This window comes from Streptomyces sp. NPDC001068, assembly GCF_042897315.1.
Taxonomy (GTDB): domain Bacteria; phylum Actinomycetota; class Actinomycetes; order Streptomycetales; family Streptomycetaceae; genus Streptomyces.
On the sequence record NZ_JBIAYD010000001.1, the window covers coordinates 181,268 to 204,952 of the forward strand.

Annotated in this window: 22 protein-coding genes and 1 tRNA gene; 9 read left to right on the top strand and 14 right to left on the bottom strand. The window is 72.1% G+C overall.

Annotated features, from left to right (window positions below):
- Positions 1-35 precede the first annotated feature (35 nt).
- The gene (locus ACFY3I_RS00820; RefSeq protein ID WP_390858745.1) at positions 36-1,196 is read left to right on the top strand and encodes an iron-containing alcohol dehydrogenase family protein; all 1,161 of its coding nucleotides are present in this window, start codon (positions 36-38) and stop codon (positions 1,194-1,196) included.
- Between the two features lie 40 nt (positions 1,197-1,236).
- Here the strand turns inward: ACFY3I_RS00820 and ACFY3I_RS00825 are convergent, their stop codons facing one another.
- The 5 genes from ACFY3I_RS00825 to ACFY3I_RS00845 all read right to left on the bottom strand — a co-directional run bounded on the left by ACFY3I_RS00825 (position 1,237) and on the right by ACFY3I_RS00845 (position 7,205).
- Entirely contained in the window at positions 1,237-2,400 is a 1,164-nt protein-coding gene (locus ACFY3I_RS00825) for a cytochrome P450 (protein ID WP_390858746.1), read from the bottom strand.
- A gap of 109 nt (positions 2,401-2,509) precedes the next feature.
- Positions 2,510-2,938, bottom strand: coding sequence for an OsmC family protein (locus tag ACFY3I_RS00830; protein WP_365291368.1), 429 nt, complete (start codon positions 2,936-2,938; stop codon positions 2,510-2,512).
- Positions 2,939-3,063: 125 nt separating this feature from the next.
- On the bottom strand, positions 3,064-5,223 hold the full coding sequence (locus ACFY3I_RS00835; RefSeq protein ID WP_390858747.1) for a SpoIIE family protein phosphatase: 2,160 nt from the start codon (positions 5,221-5,223) through the stop codon (positions 3,064-3,066).
- 435 nt (positions 5,224-5,658) lie between these two features.
- Positions 5,659-5,732 (bottom strand) — tRNA-Pro (locus ACFY3I_RS00840).
- A gap of 45 nt (positions 5,733-5,777) precedes the next feature.
- On the bottom strand, positions 5,778-7,205 hold the full coding sequence (locus ACFY3I_RS00845) for an MFS transporter (protein WP_390858748.1): 1,428 nt from the start codon (positions 7,203-7,205) through the stop codon (positions 5,778-5,780).
- Between the two features lie 236 nt (positions 7,206-7,441).
- On the opposite strand from ACFY3I_RS00845, the gene ACFY3I_RS00850 reads away from it, so the two are divergent.
- A complete protein-coding gene (locus ACFY3I_RS00850) occupies positions 7,442-8,032 on the top strand; it encodes a TetR/AcrR family transcriptional regulator (protein WP_390858749.1) in 591 nt (196 codons plus the stop codon).
- A gap of 88 nt (positions 8,033-8,120) precedes the next feature.
- On the opposite strand, the gene ACFY3I_RS00855 is transcribed toward ACFY3I_RS00850, so the two are convergent.
- On the bottom strand, positions 8,121-8,978 hold the full coding sequence (locus ACFY3I_RS00855; protein WP_390858750.1) for a dioxygenase: 858 nt from the start codon (positions 8,976-8,978) through the stop codon (positions 8,121-8,123).
- Positions 8,979-9,048: 70 nt separating this feature from the next.
- On the bottom strand, positions 9,049-9,558 hold the full coding sequence (locus ACFY3I_RS00860; protein ID WP_390858751.1) for a hypothetical protein: 510 nt from the start codon (positions 9,556-9,558) through the stop codon (positions 9,049-9,051).
- Positions 9,559-9,688: 130 nt separating this feature from the next.
- On the opposite strand from ACFY3I_RS00860, the gene ACFY3I_RS00865 reads away from it, so the two are divergent.
- Positions 9,689-10,036: a cupin domain-containing protein gene (locus ACFY3I_RS00865; protein WP_390858752.1), complete on the top strand. Its 348-nt coding sequence runs from the start codon at positions 9,689-9,691 to the stop codon at positions 10,034-10,036.
- 23 nt (positions 10,037-10,059) lie between these two features.
- On the opposite strand, the gene ACFY3I_RS00870 is transcribed toward ACFY3I_RS00865, so the two are convergent.
- Complete coding sequence (locus ACFY3I_RS00870; protein ID WP_365291381.1) at positions 10,060-11,091, bottom strand: LacI family DNA-binding transcriptional regulator; 1,032 nt, start codon at positions 11,089-11,091, stop codon at positions 10,060-10,062.
- Between the two features lie 128 nt (positions 11,092-11,219).
- Between ACFY3I_RS00870 and ACFY3I_RS00875 the strand changes: the two genes are divergently transcribed.
- The 3 genes from ACFY3I_RS00875 (at position 11,220) to ACFY3I_RS00885 (ending at position 14,314) form a co-directional block, all read left to right on the top strand.
- A complete protein-coding gene (locus ACFY3I_RS00875) occupies positions 11,220-12,386 on the top strand; it encodes a phytanoyl-CoA dioxygenase family protein (RefSeq protein ID WP_390858753.1) in 1,167 nt (388 codons plus the stop codon).
- A gap of 15 nt (positions 12,387-12,401) precedes the next feature.
- Positions 12,402-13,178, top strand: coding sequence for an SDR family oxidoreductase (locus tag ACFY3I_RS00880; protein WP_390858754.1), 777 nt, complete (start codon positions 12,402-12,404; stop codon positions 13,176-13,178).
- Between the two features lie 131 nt (positions 13,179-13,309).
- Positions 13,310-14,314, top strand: coding sequence for a Gfo/Idh/MocA family oxidoreductase (locus ACFY3I_RS00885; RefSeq protein WP_390858755.1), 1,005 nt, complete (start codon positions 13,310-13,312; stop codon positions 14,312-14,314).
- A gap of 126 nt (positions 14,315-14,440) precedes the next feature.
- Here ACFY3I_RS00885 and ACFY3I_RS00890 read toward each other — a convergent pair whose 3' ends face one another.
- The 6 genes from ACFY3I_RS00890 to ACFY3I_RS00915 all read right to left on the bottom strand — a co-directional run bounded on the left by ACFY3I_RS00890 (position 14,441) and on the right by ACFY3I_RS00915 (position 19,023).
- Entirely contained in the window at positions 14,441-14,674 is a 234-nt protein-coding gene (locus ACFY3I_RS00890) for a hypothetical protein (protein WP_390858756.1), read from the bottom strand.
- A 137-nt stretch (positions 14,675-14,811) separates the two neighbouring features.
- Positions 14,812-15,000, bottom strand: a complete 189-nt coding sequence (locus ACFY3I_RS00895; RefSeq protein ID WP_390858757.1) for a hypothetical protein — start codon at positions 14,998-15,000, stop codon at positions 14,812-14,814.
- Between the two features lie 106 nt (positions 15,001-15,106).
- A complete protein-coding gene (locus ACFY3I_RS00900; protein WP_390858758.1) occupies positions 15,107-16,009 on the bottom strand; it encodes a sugar phosphate isomerase/epimerase family protein in 903 nt (300 codons plus the stop codon).
- A 2-nt stretch (positions 16,010-16,011) separates the two neighbouring features.
- Complete coding sequence (locus tag ACFY3I_RS00905) at positions 16,012-16,923, bottom strand: ATP-binding cassette domain-containing protein (RefSeq protein WP_390858759.1); 912 nt, start codon at positions 16,921-16,923, stop codon at positions 16,012-16,014.
- 4 nt (positions 16,924-16,927) lie between these two features.
- A complete protein-coding gene (locus ACFY3I_RS00910; protein ID WP_390858760.1) occupies positions 16,928-17,998 on the bottom strand; it encodes an ABC transporter permease in 1,071 nt (356 codons plus the stop codon).
- 5 nt (positions 17,999-18,003) lie between these two features.
- A complete protein-coding gene (locus ACFY3I_RS00915; RefSeq protein WP_365291401.1) occupies positions 18,004-19,023 on the bottom strand; it encodes a sugar ABC transporter substrate-binding protein in 1,020 nt (339 codons plus the stop codon).
- A gap of 314 nt (positions 19,024-19,337) precedes the next feature.
- Here ACFY3I_RS00915 and iolD point away from each other — a divergent pair, with 314 nt between their 5' ends.
- The 3 genes from iolD to ACFY3I_RS00930 all read left to right on the top strand — a co-directional run bounded on the left by iolD (position 19,338) and on the right by ACFY3I_RS00930 (position 23,678).
- On the top strand, positions 19,338-21,209 hold the full coding sequence (gene iolD / locus ACFY3I_RS00920; protein ID WP_390858761.1) for a 3D-(3,5/4)-trihydroxycyclohexane-1,2-dione acylhydrolase (decyclizing): 1,872 nt from the start codon (positions 19,338-19,340) through the stop codon (positions 21,207-21,209).
- Between the two features lie 30 nt (positions 21,210-21,239).
- Positions 21,240-22,025 carry a GntR family transcriptional regulator gene (locus ACFY3I_RS00925; protein WP_390858762.1) on the top strand — a complete coding sequence of 262 codons (786 nt, stop codon included), beginning with the start codon at positions 21,240-21,242 and terminating at the stop codon, positions 22,023-22,025.
- Between the two features lie 342 nt (positions 22,026-22,367).
- Positions 22,368-23,678, top strand: a complete 1,311-nt coding sequence (locus tag ACFY3I_RS00930) for an extracellular solute-binding protein (RefSeq protein ID WP_362642724.1) — start codon at positions 22,368-22,370, stop codon at positions 23,676-23,678.
- Positions 23,679-23,685 lie beyond the last annotated feature (7 nt).

Below are 23,685 nucleotides of genomic sequence, written 5' to 3' on the forward strand. Positions count from 1 at the left end.
TCCCCTCTTCCCCGCGTCTCCAGGAGCCGTACGCCATGGGCGAGTCCCGCACCGGTCAGCTGTCCGTCGACCCCACCTGCCGCATCGAGTTCGGCCCCGGCCGTCTCGCGCACCTCCCGGACCTCATCGCCTCCCTCGGCACGGGCCGTGCGTTCGTGGTCACCGACCGCGGGCTGCGGGCCGCCGGGATCGTCGGCCAGGTGGTCAATGTGCTGGACGCGGCGGGCGTCGAGCACGGGGTGTACGACGGTGTCGGCGCCAACCCCTCCACCGCGAACGTCGACGAAGGCGCCGCCAGGGCACGGGAGTTCGGCCCCGCGGTGGTCGTCGCCCTCGGCGGCGGCTCGGTCCTGGACGCGGCCAAGGGCATCTCGCTCCTGGTCGGCAACGCGGACGCGGCGGCGGCCGACGCGGACGCGCTGTGGGAGGCCCTGGACGGTCTGCCGCTGATCGCGATCCCGACCACCTCGGGCACCGGCGCCGAGACCAACGGCTTCGGTGTCATCGAGGACACCGGCGCCCGGCGCAAGGTGTACATCGGCCACCCCTCGGTCAAGCCGCGGATCGCGCTGCTCGACCCGGAGCTGACGCTCGGCCTGCCGGCCGGGATCACCGCCGCCACCGGCATCGACGCCCTGGTGCACGGCATCGAGTCGCTTGCCTCCCGGGGCGCCAACCCGGTCTCGGTGGCGTACGCGACACAGGCGGTGGCCATGGTGGGCCGCTGGCTGCCCCGCGCCCACGCCGACGGCTCGGACCTGGAGGCACGGGCCCAGCTGATGCTCGGCGCCCATCTGGCCGGCCAGGCGCTGACCGTCTCCGGGCTGGGCCTGGTGCACGGCATCGGGCACGCGCTGACCGCCCACACCGGCACCCCGCACGGGGTCGCGCTCGCCGCCGTCCTGGAGGAGGTCCTGGAGTTCGGCGCCCCGGCGGCCGGCGACGCCTACGAGCAGACGGCCCGCGCGCTGCGCCTGGCCCCGCCGGCCGACGGCGACTGGGCCCGCGCCGCGGTCGACGCCGTCCGCGAGATCTCCGGTGCCCTGGGCGTGAAGCGACCCCTGCGCGACCTCGGCGTCGTCCCGGACCTGCTGCGCCCCATCGCCGCGGGCGCCGTGGCGGACGCGGTCACCAGGAACGCACCCCGGCAGCCGACCGAGGAGCAGGTCCTCGGGATTCTGGAGGCGGTGTACTAGGGAGTCCGGGGCGGGGTCGCGCGCGGCTCGGGCGGGAGTGTCACCAGCGCACGTGCAGGCTGGGCGGCTTGCGGAAGACCAGGCCGTGCGGCGCGGCGGGTCGGTCCGGGTCGAGGCGGAGCGCGGGCAGGCGGTCGAGCAGCCGGCGGAGGGCGATCCGGGTCTCCAGGCGGGCGAGGTGGGCCGCGATGCAGTGGTGCGGGCCGTGGGCGAAGCCCAGTTGGAGGCGGGCGTTGCTCCTGCGGACGTCGAACCGGTCCGGGTCGGGGAAGACCGCCGGGTCGCGGTTGGCGCCGGTCAGCGAGACGCTGACCAGGTCGCCGCGGCGGACGGCGGCCGGCCCGAGCACGACGTCCCGGGTGGCGTAGCGGTCGACCACGGCCGCTCCGGGCTCCAGGCGCAGGGACTCCTCGACGGCACCGTCCAGCAGGGCCGGATCGGCCCGGACCAGGGCGAGTTGGCCGGGGTCGCCGAGGAGGTGGAGCAGCGCGTTGGTGATCATCGCCTCGGTGGTCTCGATGCCGCCGAACATCATGACGGCCGCGTTGGAGGCGACTTCGGGCGGCGTCAGCCGTCCGGCGGCGGAGAGGAGCAGCGAGGACGTGTGCCGGTCGGCGATCGTGGCCTCGACGGCGGCCCGCAGCTCCGCGTAGGCGGCGGCGCCCTCCGGGGCCGCGGTCAGGCCTTCGGTGATGTCCGAGACGGCCCGTACGATCGTGTCGTACCAGGCGAGCACCGTGTCCGTGGTCGCCCCGGCCAGTCCGAGCGCCTCGGTGACCACGGCGACGGCGAGCGGTCCGGCGAAGGTGCGGCGCAGTTCGGCGCCGCCGCCCGGTTCCAGCGCGGTGATCAGGCGGTCGGTCTCCCCCTCGATGAAGGCGGCGAAGCCGTCGTGCACCTCGCGGGGCCGGAAGGGCGCGGCGAAGGGCTCGCGGTGCCGGGCGTGCTCGGCACCGTCCAGGGAGAGCATGCTGGGGCCGACGACCTGCGCGGTGGAGAAGCGCGGGTCGTCGACGGTGAAGCCGGCGGAGTCCCGCATCACGTCCACCGCGAGGTCGCGGCGGGTGACCAGCCAGCCGTTCAACTCGGGCAGCCAGGAGACCGGTTCGGCGGCACGCAGTCGTGCCAGGTGCGGGTGCGGATCGCGGGCGAGTTCGGCGAGCGTGGTCGAGGCGCCGAGCGGGAACGCGTCGGTGGTGCTCATCGTGCGGTCCGGCCGGGGAGAGGGAATCCGTTCACCCGCTCACCTAAGCACGGTGCCCCGGGCCCCGGTTCGCCACCCCTGGCTCGAAGACCCGCCGCCCCGGTGCAGGTCAGACGCCGTCGACCGTGACCGCGACGGGGGTGCCGGCCTCGACGGTGCGGCTGACGGTGCACAGCCGGTCGTGCGAGACGGCCACCGCCCGGGGCAGGATGGTGCGGGCCCGGTCGCCCGACGGACCGTCCGGGAAGGAGACGGAGAAGGTGACCGAGAGGTCGGTGAGCCGGTTCCCGCCCTCGTCGGCGGCCTTCCGACCGCTGACCGTGACGGTGAAGGCGCTCGGTTCGGCGTGCCGGGCGGTGGCCACGTCGACGTCGGCCGCCGTGCAGCCGCCGATCGCGGCCAGCAGCAGTTCCACCGGCGTGAATCCGGTTCCGTCCCCGGTGGAGAAGTCGATCGTGCCGCCGCGCGGGTTGGTGGCGGTGAAACGGCCGGTGGCGGTGCGCTCGATCGTCACCAGGCGCTGGGAGTCTTCGCTCATGGCGCCGAACCTACGGCAGGACGGCCGCCGGTGCGGAACGGCCACGGCCCGTGCCGCCCGGGAGAGCGTCCGCGCGGACGGACGAGGGGCCGCGGCACCCGCGGCGACGCGCGCCGGCGGCCGTGTCACGTCGGCCGGGCCGAAGGCGTCGGCGTCGGCGTCGGCGTCGGGAGCAGGGGGCGGGCCCGGGCGATGAGCAGGGCGACGTCGTCCTCGCCGCCGGGCGGCCGCAGCGTCTCCAGGATGCGTGCGCAGGTCTCTTCCAGACCGCTGCCGCGGGTCGCGGTGAGGGCGTCGAGCAGGGTGTCCAGGCGGGCGTCGATGGATTCGCTCCGGGTCTCCACCAGTCCGTCGGTGTAGAGGACCAGTTCGTCGCCGGGGCGGAAGTCGATGGTGGCGGCCTCGAAGGGCACCCCGCCGACGCCCAGCGGCACACCGGCCGGCAGGTCGAGCAGCCGGGCCGGCAGGCCCGCCCGCAGCAGGGCCGGGGGCAGGTGCCCGGCCAGGCACATCCGGCACTCGCCCCGCTGCGGGTCGCAGACGCAGTAGAGGCAGGTGGTGATGGCCTGCTCACACCCGTCGAGGAAGTGGTCGAGGTGGTACAGCGCCTCGTCCGGGGCGAGGTCGAGCTCGGCGAAGGCACGTGCGGCGCTGCGGAGTTGGCCCATGGTGGCGGCGGCGTTGATGCCGCTGCCCATGACGTCGCCGACGACCAGCGCGGTCTTGTCGCCCTCCAGCGGAATGGCGTCGTACCAGTCGCCGCCGATCTCGCTGGTGGCGCCGGCGGGCTGGTAGCGGCAGGCCACCTCCAGACCGGGCAGGTGGGTCGGGAGCTGCGGGAGCAGACTGCGCTGCAGGGTGAGGGCGGCATGGCGCTGGGCCTGGTAACCGCGGGCGTTGTCGATGCAGACCGCGGCCCGGGCGGCCAGCTCGGAGGCGAGGAACACGTCGTCGTCGTCGAAGGGCGCGGCGTTCCGGGTGCGGGCGAGGGCCAGGACACCGAGGACCTCGCCCCGGGCAGGCAGCGGTACGACCAGGTAGGAGTGGACGCCGGCGTCCTCCAGGAGGGCGGCGGCCGCTTCGTGGCGGGTGATGAGCTCCAGGTCCCGGCGGGTGGTGCGGGGCAGCAGGACCGGTTGGCCGGAGCGCACGCACCGGGTGACCAGCCGGTCGCCGTCGTAGGCGACGAGGCCGCCGGGCGGGTGGGCGGCGCGTACCGCCTCACCGTCGTGGGCCGAGCTGACGGCGAGGGTCCGGAAGCACAACTGGCCCTCCTGCGGCACGCTGCGGCCGTAGAGCGCCCGCTCGAGCACGTCCACGGCGGCCACGTCGGCGAGGTCCGGGACGACGACGTCGGCCAGCTCGCACGCCGTCGTCTCCAGGTCGAGGGTGGTGCCGACGGAGGCGGAGGCCCGGGCGATCAGTGCCAGTCGTTGCCGGGCCTGGGCCGCCTCGGCGGCCGCCCGGTGCCGCTCGGTGACGTCGATGACGGAGTAGGCCAGGCCCAGTACCCGGCCGCCGGAGTCCTCCAGCCGGTAGTAGGAGACGGACCAGGCGTGGTCGTGGTCCGGGTCGCCGGGGGGCCGGCAGACGATGTCCCGGTCCACGACCGACTCGCCGGTCTCCAGGACCCGGCGCAGCCGCGCCTCGGGCCCCGTGTCGAGGTAGGTGAGGATCTCACCGGCGGACCGGCCCAGACGCTCGGCGGCGGACTGGCCCGTGATGCGTTCCAGGGCGGGATTGACCGCCCGGTACCGCAGGTCCGAGTCGAGGATGGCCAGTCCCACCGGCGACTGGGAGACCAGCCGCATGGCCAGGGCGGTATCCAGCTCGACCCGCTCGACGGTGTCCCGGTCGGCGGCGAGGCCCAGCGCGTAGTGGCCGCCGAGTTCGTCCAGGAGCCGCATGTTGCGGAACTCCACCTGCCGGGTGCTGCCGTCCTTGTGCCGGACCGGGAAGACCCCGGCCCAGTTCTGCCCGGACTCCATGACCTGTGTGAACAGCTTGACGAGTTCGTCCCGGTGCTCCTCGTGGACGATCAGCCGGGCCGCGTACTGCCCCAGCGCCTCCGCCGCGCTGTGCCCGAACAGTTCCTCGGCCATGGGGCTCCACAGGACCACCTGGCCCTCCGCGTTCAGCACCACCGCGGCGACGCCCAGCAGGTCCAGCAGACCGCCGGGCGGTGCGGCGGAGCCGGACGGTGCCGGTGCGGCGGAACCGGACGGTGCGGCGGCACCGGCCGCCGGACGGCCCTCGGTCGCTCGGGAGGAGTCCGTCGTGTCCATCCCTCACCTTCCCCTCCCGCCCGACGCCCTCACTCGTGCGGCGTCGACGGGCGTGCTGTCCTCTCCATGGTCGCCCCATATCCAGGCGGCCCACATCTGGACCCGCCCCGCGCCGTGGGGACCGGCCCGCCGGAGCGGTGCGCACGGAAGATCGACGAGGCGGGCGGCTTCCCGGGACGCCGGTCGGCGAGGGCGACGCGGTGCGGCGGTCGGCGAGAGCTGCGCGGTGCGGCCGTAGCCACCGCGCGCGGGCCTCAGGGGGGACGCCGCGCCGCCGCCGACGGTGCGCGACAGCCGGTGACCAGCGGTGACGGCGGACGCCCCGGCACCGGACGCGCGGACCCGGAACCTTCCGTCGCCGCCGCGGGGCGGGAAATGACCAAGGGCCGGTCTCGGGTGCACCCGAAACCGGCCCTGATCCACGACTTCGAAAAGTCGGGACGACAGGATTTGAACCTGCGACCCCTTGACCCCCAGTCAAGTGCGCTACCAAGCTGCGCCACGTCCCGCCGCGGAGTCACGCGGTGGTTACCGCGTGATCACGCAGGTCAACCCTACCGTACGCGTACCGGTGCTGCTGCCGCCCGCTCCGTGACCGGTGCGACGACGTACCGGTCGCGGCGGACCGGGACCAGGAGCGCGGCCCCGGCGGCGGCGAGGCAGAACAGGGCGAGCAGGGTCCAGGCGTGGGTGTAGCCGGAGGCGTAGGGCAGCCCGGAGGGCTGGAGCCGGCCGGTGACCAGGACGCTGGTGAGCGCGGCGCCGATGGAGCCGCCGATGGTACGGATGTTGGCGTTCATGCCGGTCGCGGCGCCGGTCTGCTCCGGCGGCACGCTGCCGACGACGAGGTTGGCCATCGAGGCGAAGGCCAGACCGATGCCGAGGCCGAACAGGCCGGAGACGACGGCGATCTGCCACTGCGCGGTGTGCCACAGGGCGAGCAGACCGAGCGCGAGGGCACCGAAGGCGGCACCCGCGGTGAGGAGCGCCTTCGCGCCCACCCTGGGCTCCAGCCGGCCGCTGAGGATGCCCGAGCCGAACATCGCGAGCAGCATCGGGAGCATCAGCAGCCCGGAGGCGGTGACGCTGGCGCCGAAGCCGTACCCGGCGGCGGACGGCGTCTGGACGAAGCCGGGCAGGAAGGACCAGAGCGCGTACATGCCCGCGCCGAACAGCAGGGCTGCGGCGTTGGTGGTCCAGACGACGGGCAGTCGCATGACGCGCAGGTCGATCAGCGGGGTGCGGGAGCGGGCCTCGCTGAGCAGCCAGGCCGCGAACAGTACGACGGCGACGCCGAACAGGCCGAGGACCCTGGCCGAGCCCCAACCCCACTGCCCGGCCTGGCTCAGCGGCAGCAGCAGCGCCACCAGCCAGGCGGAGAGCAGTCCGGCACCGAGCCAACTGACGCTGCCCTCGGCCCTCTTGGGCGACTCGGGGACGTAGCGGGCGGCGATGAGGACGGTCACGGCGACCACGCCGACCGGGATCCAGAACAGCCAGCGGTAGTCCAGCGCGGAGACGATGGGGCCGGCGGCCACGATGCCGACGCCGCCGCCCGCCGCGATCACCGCGGACAGGTTGCTGATGCTGCCGCTGACCTCGGCGGGGGCGAACTCGTCGCGGATGATGCCGAACGAGAGCGGGAACAGGGCTCCGCCGACGCCCTGGACGACCCGGGCGATGATCAGGACGCCGATGTTCGGCGCGAGGGCGGCGATCAGACAGCCGGCGAGGACGGTCAGCAGGACGGCGACGAGGGTGCGCTTCTTGCCGGTCAGGTCGCCGACCCGGCCGAGTATCGGGGTGAAGACCGAGGCGGACAGCAGGTAGGCCGTCATCACCCAGGTCGCGTTGGACTGCGAGGTGTGCAGGGCGTGCTGGACGGTCGGCAGGGCCGGCGCGACCAGCGACTGCAGCATGGAGAACACGCCGGCACCGGTCGCGAGGACCGCGAAGGTGAGGCGGGTGGACTTCCGGGGCATGAAGGAGCCTCTCCGAACATCGGACACGGAGGGAGGGAGGGAAACAACGGGAGGGTGCGGCAAGGAGCTGTCTGGGCAGGTACGGAAGAGCGTGGGCGCAGGCCGCGTCCGGCCATGGCGGGCCCTTCTCGCACTGCTAAAGTGGAGGTACCCCTCCACTGTACTGGAGGCAAGCCTCCGCTTCAACCGAAGTCGAGGAATCCCTCCGGTTCACCCACGTCTCCCGGGAGGCAGCAGTGACGGCCGACACCTTCCCCGTCAGTGAGATCGTCGCGTCCCGCAGACCGCACCGCAAAGACGCGGCCCGCAACTACGACGCGCTGATCGCGGCCGCCCGCGAGGCGTTCGCCGAGAACGGCGCGGAGGCCTCCCTCGAGGACGTCGCCCGCCGGGCCGGGGTCGGCATCGGCACGCTGTACCGCAACTTCCCCTCTCGCCGCGACCTCTTCGAGAGCGTCTACGCCGACGAGGTCAACTCCCTGTGCCGGGCGGCCGTGGAGCTGTCCGAGCTGGAACCGTGGCAGGCCCTGACGTCCTGGCTGGACAGGTTCACCGGCTACATGGTCACCAAGCGGGCGGTGCGCGAGGCCCTCAACGACGAGTCCGAGATCTTCTCCGCCTGCCGGGACTCGATGTACGCGGCCGGCGGTCCGCTGCTGGAGCGGGCCCAGAAGGCGGGCGTGGTGCGCACGGACATGGAGATCGGCGACCTGCTGCGGATGGTCTCGGGCATCACCGCGACGGCCTTCGAGGACCAGGCCCAGCGCGACCGGGTGATGGGCATCGCCCTGGACGGGGTCCGGACGCGGGAGCGGACACCGCTCTAGAGGCGCGGGAAGAGACCTCGCCGAGGCGCACCCCGCCGATGACGCGGGGCGCCGACGCACCGCTCGCCGGCCGGCCGCTCCGCGGGATTCACGCACGCTCCAGTACGACGTCGAACCGGGCGTGCCGGAACGGGTTCGGCATGCCCAACTCCTCGGCCAGGGCCGGGTCGTCGGTCGCCGCGAAGTCCTTGACCAGGCTCTCCCTCACCGCGAACACCGCGTCCGAGTCCAGGTGTTCGCCGCCGGCCACGAAGATGTGCGTGGTGACCGGGGCGTGCCCCTCGGCCGAGACGATGAAGTGGATGTGGGCGGGGCGGTAGGGATGCCGTCCGGTGGCCTTGAGGAGCGCGCCCACCGGACCGTCGGTCGGGATCGGGTACGCGCTCGGTACACAGGTCCGGAACCGGAAGCGGCCCTCGCCGTCCGCCGTGAACAGTCCCCGGCCGTTGCCGGGCGGCTGGTGCCCGGGCTGCTGCACGTCGTAGTGGCCGTGCGGGTCGGCCTGCCAGACGTCCAGGACCGCGCCCGGCAGCGGGGTGCCGTCGGTGGAGCGGACCGCGCCGCTGATCACACAGGGTTCACCGGTGCCGACCAGGTCGATGTCGGCCCCCAGTTCACGGACCGGGGACTCGGTCATGTGGAACGGGCCGAGCACCGTGGACTCGGTGGCGCCGGGCCCGCGGTGTCCGTGGACCGTCTCCATCAGCGTGGACAGGCCCAGCACGTCGGAGAGCATGACGAACTCCTGCCGGGTGTCCGTGCAGGTCCGCCCGGTCTCGGTGAGGAACGCGACCGCCGCCTCCCACTCGCTCCGGGTCAGCCGGGTCTCCCGCGCGTAGGCGTGCAGATGACGGATGAGCGCGCCGAGCAGCTCGCGCAGGCGGGGGTCGGCGGTGTCCCGCAGGCTCTCGACCGCCTCGACGGTGACGGCGTCCTCGGTTGTCATGCCGGCTCCTTGCCCGGAGGAACAGTGACCCTGGGTGATCGTAGCCCGTCCACCGTCCGAGGAACCGGATCTACTTGATGAGCGCGTTGGCCACCACCACGATCACCCCGAGGAGTGCGTCGAGGACACCGATGAGTACGGCCGCGGGCCAGCTCCGCGCCGACCGGCGGGCCGTGACGAGCCCCAGGCCGAACAGGATCACCATGTTCAGGAGGAACGCCGGGTACTCGACGCCCTTGGGCGGCCACCAGCCCCAGCCCGCTCCCGCGAGCAGGAGGACCGTCGGCAGCACGGCCGTGACCAGCGGCCATTCCAGCGCCAGCGCGCGCAGCCCGTCCCAGCGCCGGTGCGGGGCACGCTCGGCGATGTAGTGGGCGTAACCGTGGGCCAGCGCGGAGGCGCCGGCGGTGACCAGCAGCCACAGGGCGTCGTAGCGGCGGCTCGCGGCGGACGTGTGCCCGTACTGGGTGAGCGCCGCGACCATCGAGGAGGCCAGTACGGCGCCGTAGACCCCGCCGAACAGCACAGCCTCGCGGGTGTCGTGCGCGTGCGGCGCCACCACCGCCGTGGAGTCGGCCATGCCCTCCACGATCACCCCGGCGCGCCCCGCCCGCCAGTGGGGACGGCCCGACGAAGTGTCCTCCCACCTGGCCCGATGCCCCACACCCTGTCCACGTCCAGGGCTCCGGCGATGTCGTTAGGGTCGCCGCATGACGACGCACAGCTTCACCCTGCACATCCCCGACGCCGTACTCGAACCCGAGCCGCTGGACCCGGCGCAGATCGTCTCCGGCACGCCCGAGGTCACCGGGAAGGTGGTCTGGGAGTCGCCCGACGGCCGGCAGGTCCGCGGGATCTGGCAGATCACCCCGGGTGTGGTCACCGACACCGAGGCGGACGAGATGTTCGTGGTGGTCAGCGGTTCGGCGACCATCGAGGTCGAGGGCGGGCCCACGCTCACGGTGGGCCCGGGCGACATGGCGGTGCTCCGCGCGGGCGACCGTACGACGTGGACGGTGCACGAGACGCTGCGCAAGGCCTACGCGATCAACCTGTGACCGCGCCCGGCCGGTGACCGCGCTCAGCGGGGTACGGAGGCCGGCATGTTGTGGGGCGTGACCACCTGGATCGCCGACGGCAGGCTCGGGCCCGCCGGGGGCAGCGCGCCCTGGGCGCGCATCACCAGGTGGCAGGCCTCGCGCATGTCGTGCCGCAGGTCGTGGTGGAGGACGGCGGACAGGCGGTGCTCGCGCAGCAGGCGGGTGTTGTCGTGGTCGAGGTCGTGGGCGATGAACACGGCGCACTCGCGGCCCAGGTCGGCGAAGGCGCGCAGGGTCGCGTTGTTGCCGCCGCCGATGGAGTAGACGGCCCGGATCTCCGGGTCGCGTTCGAGTGCGGCGCGCACCAGGTCGTACTGGGTGGCGTCCAGCCCCTGCCCCTCGGCGATCTCCACCACCGTGCGCTCGGGGTGGGTGGCCCGCATGACGCTGCGGAAGCCCATCTCGCGCTCCTCCTCGTTGCGGAAGAAGCCGCTGCTGAGGCTGGTCAGGACATTGCCGGGCCGGTCGCCGAGCCACTGGCCCGTCAGATAGGCGGCGGTGGCGCCCGCCGCCCGGTTGTCGCTGCCCACGTAGGCGAGCCGCCCGCTGGCGGGCAGATCGGTGACCAGGGTGACCACGGGGATCCCCGCCGACCTGAGGCGCCCCACGGCGGCGGTGACCTCGGGCACGTCCGGCGCCTTGAGGATCACGCCCTGCGAACCCCGGCGGGCCGTGCGGTCGAGCGTCGCCACCAGCTCCGCCACCGGCCCGGTCTCCCGGAAGTGGAACCGGGACCGCACCACCGCCGGGTGCAGCGAGGGCAGCTCGGCCTCGAGCGCCCCGCGCACCGCCGTGGTGAACCGTTCGGGCGCCTGCATCACGATGTCGACCATGAAGGTGCGGCCCACCAGCCGGACCTGGGTGCGCTGCCGGTCCAGGTCGGCGATCGCCTGTCGCACCTCCCGCTGGGTGCTCTCCCGCACGCCTCCCCTGCCGTTCAGCACCCGGTCCACGGTGGCCTCGCTGAGCCCTGCCTGACGTGCGATCTCACGGATCGGGAAGGGGTGGCCCACGGCCTGACTCCTTGAGGGGTTTTTGACGGCTCGCTGCTGGTTGTCCGAGGGGTTTGTACTGACAAGAATGACAGAGCCCCGCAGCTCCCGAGGCCGTGGCCCCGACCGTGACCGAAAGAAGGACGCCGATGTCCCTCGCCGCCGAACAGGGCCGCGCCTGGCTCTCCCCGCAGGACTGCGACCTCGACACCTTCCGCTCGCTGGTCGAACGGACGACCGACCCGGCCCGCTACCCGCACGCCTCGGCCGTCGAGGACAACGTCCTCGTCTACGACAGCGAGCGGCTGCGCGCCGCCGACACCTCCCACGAGCTGCGGACCGAACTCGTACGCGCGCTCGCCGACGGTCCCGGTGTCGTCGTCTTCAGGGGCGCGTTCCCCGACCCGACGGTCGTCGACCGCGCCACGGCGGTGTTCGAGGCGCTGATCTCGGAGCAGAAGGAGTCGGGCGCGCCGGCCGGCGACCACTTCGCGAAGCCGGGGGCCAACGAACGGGTGTGGAACGCACTGGAGAAGGCGGCGCTCTACGACCCGGAGGTGTTCGCCGACTACTACGCCAACGACGTGCTCGCACTGGTCTCCCGGGCCTGGCTGGGCCCCGGCTACCAGGTCACCTCGCAGGTCAACGTCGTCAACCCGGGCGGGGTGGCACAGGCCGCGCACCGCGACTACCACCTCGGGTTCCTCTCCGACGAACAGGCCGAGGCCTATCCGGCCCATGTGCACCGCCTCTCCCCCGTGCTCACCCTCCAGGGCGCGGTCGCCCACTGCGACATGCCGGTGGAGTCCGGACCGACGCTGTACCTGCCCTACTCCCAGACCTACGAACCCGGCTATCTGGCCTGGCGGCGGCCGGAGTTCCAGGAGTACTTCAAGGCCCGGCACGTACAGCTGCCGCTGGCCAAGGGCGACGCCGCGTTCTTCAACCCGGCGGTCCTCCACGGGGCCGGCACCAACCGGAGCGTGGACGTCCGCCGGATGGCCAACCTGCTCCAGGTGTCCTCGGCCTTCGGACGGGCCATGGAGTCGGTGGACCGGGAGGCGGTCACCAACGCGGTCTACCCGGTGCTGCGCAGGCGCCAGACCGAGGGGGCCTCGCAGGACTGGCTGGAGCACGTCGTCGCCGCGAGCGCCGAGGGCTACCCCTTCCCGACCAACCTCGACAGCGACCCGCCGGTCGACGGCATGGCCCCGCCCTCCCAGGCGGACCTGGTGCGGCGGGCGCTGCGCGAGGGATGGGCGACGCGGGTGCTGCGGGACGAACTGCGGGCCGCGGCGGCCCGGCGCGAGAGCTGAAAGGCCAAGGACCCCATGGGACTTCTCGACGACAAGATCGTCCTCGTCAACGGCGGCAGCCAGGGCGTCGGCGCGGCGATCGCCCGGGCCGCGGTCCGGGAGGGCGCCACGGTCGCCGTCACCGGCCGCCGCCCGGAGCCCGGCGAGGCGCTGGTGGCCGAACTCGCCGCCGCCGGCGGCACGGCGCGGTACGTGCGGGCCGACCTCGCGGACGCCGGACAGGCGAAGGCCGCGGTGGCCGAGGTGATCGGCGCGTACGGCCGGATCGACTGCCTGGTGAACTCGGCGGGGCTGACCTCCCGGGGCACCCTGCTGGACACCACGCCCGAGCTGTTCGACCAGCACATCGCCATCAACCTCAAGGGCCCGTTCTTCGCGATGCAGGCGGCCGTCGCCGACATGGTCGCGCGCAAGGCGCCCGGCACGGTGGTCAACATCATCACGTCGTCCGCGCACGGCGGGCAGCCGTTCCTCGCGCCGTACGTCGCCGCCAAGGCCGGTCTGATCGGCCTGACCCGCAACGCGGCGCACGCGCACCGCTGGGACCGGGTGCGGATCAACGGCCTGAACATCGGCTGGACGGCGACCGAGGGCGAGGACGCGACGCAGCGCGCGTTCCACGGGGCGCAGGACGGCTGGCTCGACGAGGCCGCCGCGAGGGTTCCGATGGGAAGGCTGGGCCGGCCGGACGAGATCGCCGACTTCGTGGTGCTGCTGCTGTCGGAGCGGTCGGGCGTGGTGACCGGGTCGGTGATCGACTGGGACCAGAACGTACTGGGCGGCCTCGACTGAGGGGTCGCCGCGTCACGCCGTCGGTCGCCCGCGGCTGCGTCGTGGCCGCTCGCGCCCACGCGGCGAAGCCGCACATCGACACAGCCCCGCGCCCCTCACGGGGCGCTCTGATCAAGGAAGCAGCAAAGCACATGCGTATCGGAATCCTTGGCCTCGGCCGTATCGGCGCCTTCCACGCCGAGACCCTCTCCGGCCTCGACACCGTCGAGTCGCTGGTCCTCACCGACCCGTTCGCGGACGCCGCCAAGGCCGCCGCCGAGAAGTTCGGCGGGGAGGTCGTGGACTCGCCGGAGGCGCTGCTGGCCGCCGGTGTGGACGGCATCGTGGTGGCGGCCGCCACCGACGCCCACCCGGCGCTGATCCGGGCCGGTGTCGAGGCCGGCATCCCGGTCTTCTGCGAGAAGCCTGTCGCCAAGCACATGAGCGACGGCGTCGCGGTCCTGGAGGCCGTGCGGGACCGGGGCGTGCCGATCCAGATCGGCTACAACCGCCGGTTCGACGCCGGGTTCGTCGCCGCACGGGCCGCCGTGCAGGGCGGCGAGCTGGGCAGGCTGCACACCGTCCGCTCCACCACCCTGGACCCGGCGCCGCCGCCCGCCGCCTATGTCGCCGTGTCCGGCGGGATCTTCCGGGACTGTTCCGTGCACGACTTCGACATCATCCGCTGGGTGACCGGCCGCGAGGTCACCGAGGTGTACGCGGTCGGCGGCAACCGGGGCGCGGACTACATCAAGGAGGCGGGCGACGCCGACACCACCGGCGCGATCCTCACGCTGGACGACGGCACCATCGCGGTGGTCTCCAACTCCCGCCACAACGCCCGGGGTTACGACGTCCGCATGGAGCTGCACGGCTTCCGGGACTCGATCGCCGTGGGCCTGGAGGACAAGCTCCCGCTGCGGTCGGTCGAGCCGGGCGTGACCTTCCCCGCGGGCACCCCGCACGACTTCTTCATGGACCGCTTCACCGCGGCCTACCGCGCCGAACTCGCCGCGTTCACCGAGGTCGTGGCCGGCTCCCGGCCCTCGCCCTGCACGGTCGAGGACGCCCTGGAGGCCGGCTGGATCGCGGAGGCCTGCACCCTGTCTCTGCACGAGCACCGTCCGGTGACGATCGCAGAGGTGCGCGGAGCCTGACACCGCGCACGGCGGCGGGGCGGGGTTCCGGAACCGAGCACGCGGTTCAGGGACCCCGCGCCGCCGCCCTTCTCCTCACCCAGCCGCCACCGACCCTCTCCTCACCGCCCGACGCCGGACCTCTCCTCATGCGGCCCGCAGGCCGTCCACGATCAGTCGCAGGATCCGCGCCGACCGGGCCTCCGCGTCGCCGCGCGCCGGGTCGATCCGCCACAGGACGCTGAGCTGGAGCAGCACGTCCTCCGGGTCGACGTCCGCCTTCAGCGTGCCGTCCGCCGCGCCGGCCTCCAGCAGGGTCGCGATGGCGTGCACGAACGGCTCGTACATGGGGTCTGTGCCGCCGCCGGTCGCCGCGTGCACGACCTCGGAGACCCCGAACTTCAGCCGGCCGTAGCGGGCGTCCTTCCGGGTCGGCTTCGGGGGCTGTGGGGATGCTCCACGTGGCCTCCCGGACGCTCAGAGGCCGTAGCCCATCACGGTCCCCGCGGATCGGACGCTCAGAGGCCGTAGCGGATCGCGAACGCGTCCGGGTCGTAGGTGTCCCGGTCCGGGTCGTGCTCGGTAGCCGGCCTGGTCTCGACCATGTCCTCGGGGCGGATCCGCTCGGGCAGCGCGCCGAAGCGCAGGTGCCGCGCGGCCTCGGCCGCGACGTCGGTGTCCGGCTCCGGCCGCTCCTGGTCTGTCATGCTCGCTCCCATGGCGCCTGCCCCTCCGCCGCCGGCGACCGGCGGCGGAGGGCGTTCCCGTGCTGTCGGGGGATGAACGTCCGGGTCACGGCTCGTGTTCCCGGGATCAGGCGCCGCAGGACCGCAGGAACTGCCGGGTGCGCACCGCGATGGGCAGCGGCTTGTCCGGCTCGCAGGGGTACATGTCCTGCTCGACGATGGCGAACAGGTCGACGCCCAGGCGCTGCGCCGCCTCCATCACCGGGCCGAGCTCCGGCACGCCGGTGGGCGGCTCGCACATCACGCCCTGGGCGACGGCCGGCCCGAACGGGGTGCCCTTGGCCTGGACGTCGGCCAGGATCGCCGGGTCCACCTGCTTGAGGTGCAGGTAGCCGATCCGCTCGCCGTAGGTCTCGATCAGCTTGACGCTGTCGCCGCCGCAGTACGCGTAGTGGCCGGTGTCCAGGCAGAGGTTGACCAGGTCGGCGTCGGTCGAGTCGAGGAAGCGCTCGACGTGCTCCTCGGTGTCGATGTGGGTGTCGGCGTGCGGGTGAACCACGATGTCCAGGCCGTACGTCTCCTTGACCTCGTGGCCGAGCCGTTCCATGCCCTTGGTCAGGTGGGCCCACTGCTCGCCGGTCAGCTCGTGCGGCTCCAGGATCTCGGCGGTCTTGTCGTCCCGCCAGAAGGACGGGATGACCACCAGGTGCTTCGCGTCCATCGCCTGGGTGAGCGCGGCGACCTGGCTGACGTGCTCCCAGGTGGCGTCCCAGACGGCGGGGCCGCGGTGCATCCCGGTGAAGACGGTGCCGGCCGAGACCTTCAGGCTCCGCCGGGCGATCTCGTCGGTGAGGCGCGCCGGGTCGGTGGGGAGGTAGCCGTAGGGGCCGAGCTCGATCCAGGAGTACCCGGCCTCGGCGACCTCGTCGAGGAAGCGTTCCCAGGGGACCTGCTGGGGGTCGTCCGGGAACCAGACGCCCCAGGAGTCGGGGGCCGAGCCGACACGGATGCGGTCGAGGGCGTTCGCCATGCTCAGGACTTTCCTTCCGGACCGGTCCCCGCGGGGGCGGAGAGGTCCTCTTCTTCCGGGAGTTCCTCGGTGTCGACTCCGCGGACCTGTGACAGTTCGTGCTTGAGGGCGGCCAGTTCGGCGCCGCCCGCCATGTGGTTGGTGAGCTCTTCGAGGCTGATCTCGCTGCGGTCGGCGGAGAGTTCGAGGGTGCCGAGGCGCAGCACGCTGAAGTGGTCGCCGACCATGTAGGCGTGGTGCGGGTTGTGGGTGATGAAGATGACGCCGAGGCCGCGCTCGCGGGCGGCGGCGATGTACTTCAGGACCACACCGGACTGCTTGACGCCGAGGGCGGCGGTGGGCTCGTCCAGGATCAGCACCCGGGCGCCGAAGTAGACGGCGCGGGCGATGGCCACGCACTGGCGCTGGCCGCCGGAGAGGGTGCCGATGGGCTGCTCCAGGTCGTCCAGGACGATGCCCATGTTGCGCAGTTCGCGGTCGGCGGTCTCCTTCATCCCGGAGATGTCGAGGCGCCGTACCGGCCAGGGGCCCTTGGTCATCTCGGAGCCGAGGAAGAAGTTCCGCCACACCGGCATCAGGGGCACGGTGGCGAGGTCCTGGTAGACGGTGGCGATGCCCTTGTCGAGGGCCTCGCGCGGGGTGCTGAAGCGCACCGGCGCGCCGTCCACGAGGAACTCGCCCTCGGTGTGCTGGTGCAGCCCCGAGATGATCTTGATGAGGGTCGACTTGCCGGCGCCGTTGTCGCCGAGCACGCAGGTGACCCGGCCGGGGAAGACCTCGAGGTCGACGCCGTGCAGGGCGCGGATGTTGCCGTAGGACTTGCCCGCGCCGCGCAGTTCGACGACGGGGGCGCCCTCGGCGGTCGCCGTGTCCGGGAGGGTGGCGCCGTGGGTTCCGGTTCCGTTGTCAGTCATCGGGTCACCTCCTGGTCGCGGTGCGCTGGACCCACAGGTTGATCAGGACGGCGCCGAGCAGCATCACGCCGAGGAACGCCTTGAACCAGTCCGGGTTCCAGCCGGCGTAGACGATGCCCTGCTGCACCATGCCGAACATGAAGGCGCCGAAGACCGGGCCGATCGCGGAGCCCGCGCCGCCGGTCAGCAGGCAGCCGCCGATGACCGCGGCGGAGATGTAGATCAGCTCCTGGCCGACGCCCTCGCCGGACTGCACGGTGTTGAAGGAGAACAGCTGGTGCATGCCGACGAACCAGGCACCGAAGCCGACCAGCATGAACAGCGAGATCTTGGTGAAGGTGACCGGGACGCCGACCGCGCGGGCGCTCTCCTTGTTGCCGCCGACCGCGAAGATCCAGTTGCCGTACCTGGTGCGCAGCAGCACCCAGGTGGCGATGGCCGCGAAGACCAGCCACCACACGATGGTGATCTTCACTTCGACGCCACCGATGTGGAAGGAGGACGCGAAGACGCTCCTGACCTGGTCGAAGCCGTCCATGTTGCTGATGTCGTCGGTGGCGACGTTGCCGGTGACGAGCTTGGTGACCGCGAGGTTGACGCCCTGGAGGATCAGGAAGGTGCCCAGGGTGACCAGGAAGCTGGGCAGCCCGGTCTTCACCACCATCCAGCCGTTGAAGGCGCCGATGGCGAGCGAGACGATCAGGGCGACGACGACGCCCATCCACACGTTGAGCGTCAGCTGGTAGCTGAGCATGCTCGCGGTGAGCGCCGAACTGACCACCGCGACACCGGCGGAGAGGTCGAACTCGCCGCCGATCATCAGCAGGGCCACCGGCAGCGCCATGATCCCGATGGTCGACGACTGGTAGAGGATGTTCGCCATCGCGCCGGCCTCGCGCACCGGCGGTGCCGCGACCAGGAAGAAGACGTACACGGCGACCGCGCCGAGGAACACGCCCACGTCCGGGCGGGCCAGCACCCGCAGCGCCAGCGGGCGTTGTGCGGTGCGGCCGTCGTGCTGCCCGGGGCCCGGGGCCGGCGGTGTCGCCACCGCCGGCGGTGCCTGATGGCTCATTCAGATCACCGTGTGCCCTTCGCGGCGAACTGGGCCACCTTGTCGACGTTGGACTTGTCGACGAAGGCCGGCCCGGTCAGCACCGGCTGTTCACCGCCGCCCATGTAGTTGCCGTTGTTCTTGTAGAGCCACAGCGAGTCGACGGCCAGGTAGCCCTGCAGGTACGGCTGCTGGTCGACGGCGAACTCGATGGTCCCCTTGCTGATGGCGCCGGTCAGGTCCTTGTTGAGGTCGAAGGTGGCGATCTGCGCCTTGCTGCCGGCGTCCGACACCGACTGCACGGCGATGAGCGCGATGGGGGCGCCGAGCGTGATGACGTGGTCGATGTCGCCGTCCGTCTTGAGCTTGGCGGTGATCGTGGACTTGACCGCGGTCGGGGACGTGCCGTCGACGTACAGGGTCTCGGTCGTCCCGGAGAAGGTCTTCTTCACGCCGTCGCACCGCTGGGTTAGGCCGACGTTGCCCTGCTCCTGGATGACACAGACGACCTTCTTGGCGCCTTCGGTGTTGAGCCGGTTGCCGAGCGCCTCGCCCGCGACCGTCTCGTCCTGGCCGAAGAACTCCAGCAGGCCGAGCTTCTTCCAGTCGCTCACGCCCGAGTTGAGCCCGACGACCGGGATGTTCGCCGCGGTCGCCTTGCCGATGACGGCCTTGAGGGCGTCCGGCTTGGCGAGGGTGACGGCGATCCCGTCGACCTTCTGGTCGACCGCGTTCTGCACCAGGTTGGCCTGGTTTCCGGCGTTCGGGTCGGCGGAGTAGACGAGCTTGACGTTGTCCTTGTCGGCGGCGGCCTGGGCGCCCTTGCGGACGATGTCCCAGAACGTGTCGCCGGGCGCCTGGTGGGTGACCAGCGCGACCGTCATGCGCGGGGTGCTCGCCTTGCCGGCGGCGGCGGAGGCACCGCCCTCCTCCGCCTTCTTTCCGCCGGAGCTGCTGGAGCAGCCGGTGAGGGCCAGGGCGGCCGCCGCGGCCACGGCCACGAAGGGGGCCAGTCTCCGCGGACGGATACGGGATGAGCGCTCCATCTTGCCTGCACCTCACTGTGCGACGGGGAAAAGAACGGGTTCCGTGAAGTTCCTGGACCCGGTCCGGAAGGCGCCGGTCCGGGTCGGTGCTGTGCGTTGGGACGGGATACAAGTCCCTGCGAGGCCCGCTGTCAATACTTTGTTAAGACATCATTTCACACTCAGGTCCGAATGTAAGTACAAACCATTGACAGTTCGGCCCGCCCCGATCTACACCTGAGAGGCACGTCCCGTCCCACCCGGGGAACCCCGCGATCCCTACCCGCTCCCGCCCGGCGTACCCGCCCGCGCCACCTCCTCGGAATGAGGTCCCCATGAGCCAGCCGACCACCCGCCTGACCGTCGCCCAGGCGCTGGTGCGGTTCCTGTCCGTCCAGTACACCGAGCGCGACGGCGTGCGGCACCGGCTGATCGCCGGCACCTGGGGCATCTTCGGCCACGGCAACGTGGCGGGCATCGGCCAGGCCCTCCTGGAGTACGGCGACGTCATGCCGTACCACCAGGGCCGCAACGAGCAGGCCATGGTGCACGCGGCCGTCGGCCACGCCCGGCAGCTGGACCGGCTCTCCGCGCAGGCGGTGACCACGTCGATCGGACCGGGCGCCACCAACCTGGTGACCGGCGCGGCGCTGGCCACGATCAACCGGCTGCCGGTGCTGCTGCTGCCCGGCGACTACTTCGCCAGCCACGCGCCCGACCCGCTGCTGCAACAGCTGGAGCACCCGGTCGAGTTCGACGTCTCCGTCAACGACACGCTGCGCCCGGTCTCCCGCTACTTCGACCGGATCACCCGCCCCGAGGCGCTGATCCCGTCCGCGCTGAACGCCATGCGGGTGCTCGCCGACCCGGCCGAGACCGGGGCGGTCACCCTCGCCCTTCCGCAGGACGTCCAGGCGGAGGCGTACGACTGGCCCGAGGAGTTCTTCGCCGAGCGCGTCTGGCGGGTCCGCCGCCCCGCACCGGACCCGGTCGAGCTGACGGACGCCGTGAGCGCCGTACGGGCCGCTGAGCGGCCGTTGATCGTGGCGGGCGGCGGAGTCCACCACAGCGGCGCCGAGGGCGCCCTGAGGGCCCTCGTGGAGGCCACCGGCATCCCCGTGGCCTCGACCCAGGCGGGCAAGGGATCGTTGCGCCACGACCACCCGGCCGACGTGGGCGGTGTCGGCCACACCGGGACCGCGGTCGCCGACGACCTGGCCCGCACCGCCGACCTGGTCATCGGGGTCGGCACCCGGTACACGGACTTCACCACGGCCTCCGGCACCCTCTTCCAGAACCCGGACGTCCGCTTCCTGAACCTGAACATCACCGGCTTCGACGCCCACAAGCTGGCCGCCCGCACCCTGGTCGCCGACGCCCGGGCGGGGCTGACCGCCCTCACCGAGGCGCTCGCCGGCCATCGCGTGGCCGCCGCCTACGAGGAGGAGTACCGGGCCGGCAAGGAGCGCTGGGAGGCCGTCGTGGCGGCCGCGTACCGCGCGGAGGACGAGGACGCGGTGCCGACCCAGACCCAGGTGCTCGGCGCCCTGGACGCGGTGGTGGGCGACGACGACGTGGTCATCAACGCGGCCGGCTCGCTCCCCGGCGACCTGCACAAGCTGTGGCGGGCCCGGTCGCCGCGCCAGTACCACCTGGAGTACGGCTACTCCTGCATGGGCTACGAGATCCCGGCCGGCATCGGCGTCCAGCAGGCCGCCCCGGACACCGTGGTCTGGTCGCTGGTCGGCGACGGCACCTACCTGATGAACCCGACCGAGATCGTCACCGCCGTCCAGGAGGGCCTGCCCGTCAACCTGGTGCTGATCCAGAACCACGGCTACGCCTCCATCGGCGGCCTCTCCGAGTCGGTGGGCGGCGAGCGGTTCGGCACCGCCTACCGCTTCCGTTCGGCCGACGGCGGCTTCGGCGGCGCCCCGCTGCCGGTCGACCTCGCCGCCAACGCGGCCAGCCTCGGCATGGAGGTGCTGCGCGCCAAGACCGTCCGCGAGCTGCGCGCGGCGCTCACCGCGGCCCGGGCGAGCTCCCGGCCGACCTGCGTGTACGTCGAGACCGACCCGGCGTCCGCCGCTCCCGGGGCCGAGGCCTGGTGGGACGTGCCGGTCGCCGCGACCGCCACCCGCGAGCCCGCGGTACGGGCCCGCGAGGACTACGACCGGCAGGTGGCCGACCGCCGCCGGCACCTGTGATCCGCCCGAACCCCGGAAGGAGGTGTCCCGGTGGCCCGAACCGGTGATTCCGCCCGGACCGCGACCGTCTCGGCGCTCGACTCCCTGGAGTTCGCGCTGGACCGCGGCAGTCCGGTGCCGCTCTACTACCAGCTCGCCCAGCAGCTGGAGGGGGCCATCGAGCACGGCGTGCTCGCCCCGGGCAACCTCCTCGGCAACGAGATCGACCTGTCGGTGCGGCTCGGCCTGTCCCGGCCCACGGTCCGCCAGGCCATCCAGTCCCTCGTCGACAAGGGGCTGCTGGTGCGCCGCAGGGGCGTGGGCACCCAGGTGGTGCACAGTCAGGTCAGGCGGCCGCTGGAGCTGAGCAGCCTCTACGACGACCTGGAGTCGGCCGGGCAGGGGCCGACCACCCGGGTGCTGCGCAACGAGCGGGTCCCGGCGACCGGCGAGGTGGCGGCCGCGCTCGGAGTCGCGGAGGGCTCGGAGGTGGTCGTGCTGGAGCGGCTGCGCTGCACGCACGGCCAGCCGGTGGCGTTCCTCTGCAACCACCTGCCCGCGGGCCTGCTCGAACTCGACACGGAGCGCCTGGAGTCGACCGGTCTGTACCGGATGATGCGCACGGCCGGCATCACGCTGCACAGCGCCCGGCAGACCGTGGGCGCCCGCAGCGCCGACGCCGAGGAGGCCGGCCGCCTCGACGAGAAGGAGGGCGCCGCCCTGCTCACCATGCGGCGCACGGCCTACGACGACACCGGCCGCCCGGTGGAGTACGGCAGCCACGTCTACCGCGCCTCCCGGTACGCCTTCGACTTCCAACTGCTCGTACGGCCCTAGCCCGTTGCGGTGAACGGCACGCGGAACACGCATGGCCCCGCGGCCGCCGCGGGTTAAACCGCTGGTCCCGCGACCGGAAACCAACACGCCCGCACACGAGCCCTCACGAAGTTCGCCCCCCGGGGGGCCCGCCGCCCCGCCGCGTTCAACAAAGCGGCAGGCAACTGTGTCGATTACGTTTCGGGCAAGAGACGGGTGAGAGGGACGCAGGCTATTGACGCATGAGCGGACAAGCGGCTGTTATTGCGCCCACGATGTTCGGCCGAGTTGGTTTCTGATCGGTTTCGGGACCTTTCGAAGATCAACTCTCCCCTTGCCGAACCCTGTTACTCAGGAGCCGCCATGCGCATCTCCCCGTCCGGTCTTCACCTGCCGGGTCCGAGCCGCCGAAACGTCCTGCGTGGGGCCGGCTCGGCCGCCCTTCTCGCCGGCGGCATACCCCTGCTCTCCGCCTGCGGCGGCAGCGGGTCCTCCTCCGACCCGAAGACCGTCACCCTGGGCTCCAACGGCTCGGACGCCGTGCCGAAGAAGGCCTACGCGGAGATGTACGCGACCTTCAAGAAGCAGTCGGGCATCACGGTCGATGTCAACACGAAGGACCACAACACCTTCCAGGAGCAGATCAACTCCTACCTGCAGGGTACGCCGGACGACGTCTTCAACTGGTTCGCCGGGTACCGGATGCAGTTCTTCGCGAAGAAGGGTCTCGCGACCCCGATCGACGAGGTCTGGGACAAGATCGGCGACGGCTTCCCCGACGCGATGAAGAAGCTCAGCAAGGGCGAGGACGGCAAGTACTACTTCGTGCCGCTGGACACCTACCCCTGGGCGATCTTCTACCGCAAGAGCCTCTTCCAGGAGAAGGGCTACAAGGTCCCCACCACGTGGGACGACTTCGTGGCGCTGTGCAAGCAGATGAAGAAGGACGGCCTGGTCCCGATCGCGTTCGGCGACAAGGACGCCTGGCCGGCCATGGGCACCTTCGACCAGCTCAACTTCCGCATCAACGGCTACGACTTCCACGTGGACCTGATGGGCGGCAAGGCCGAGTGGACCGACCCGAAGGTCAAGGCCGTCTTCGACCACTGGGCCGAGATCCTCCCCTACCACCAGGACGGCTTCATGGGCCGCACCTGGCAGGACGCCGCGCAGAGCCTGGTCTCCAAGAAGGCCGGCATGTACCTCCTCGGCTCCTTCGTGGCCCAGCAGTTCACCAACAAGGCCGACCTGGACGACCTCGACTTCTTCGCCTTCCCGGAGATCAACTCCGCGTACGGCCAGGACACCGTCGAGGCGCCCACCGACGGCTACATGGTCAGCAAGGCCCCGAAGAACAAGTCCGGCGCCTTCAAGCTCATGGAGTACCTGGGCACCCCGGACGCCGAGCAGATCTACCTGAAGGCCGACTCCAGTGTGGTGGCCGCCTCCTCCAAGGCGGACACTTCGTCGTACTCCGCCCTGCAGAAGAAGGCGTACGACATGATCAGCAACGCCAAGAGCCTCACCCAGTTCATGGACCGCGACTCCCGCCCGGACTTCACCTCCACGGTGATGCAGCCCGGCCTGCAGAAGTTCCTGCAGAACCCGAAGGGCGTCGACAGCCTGCTCTCGTCGATCGAGCGCCAGAAGAAGACCATCTTCGCGTCCGAGTGAGTGGCTG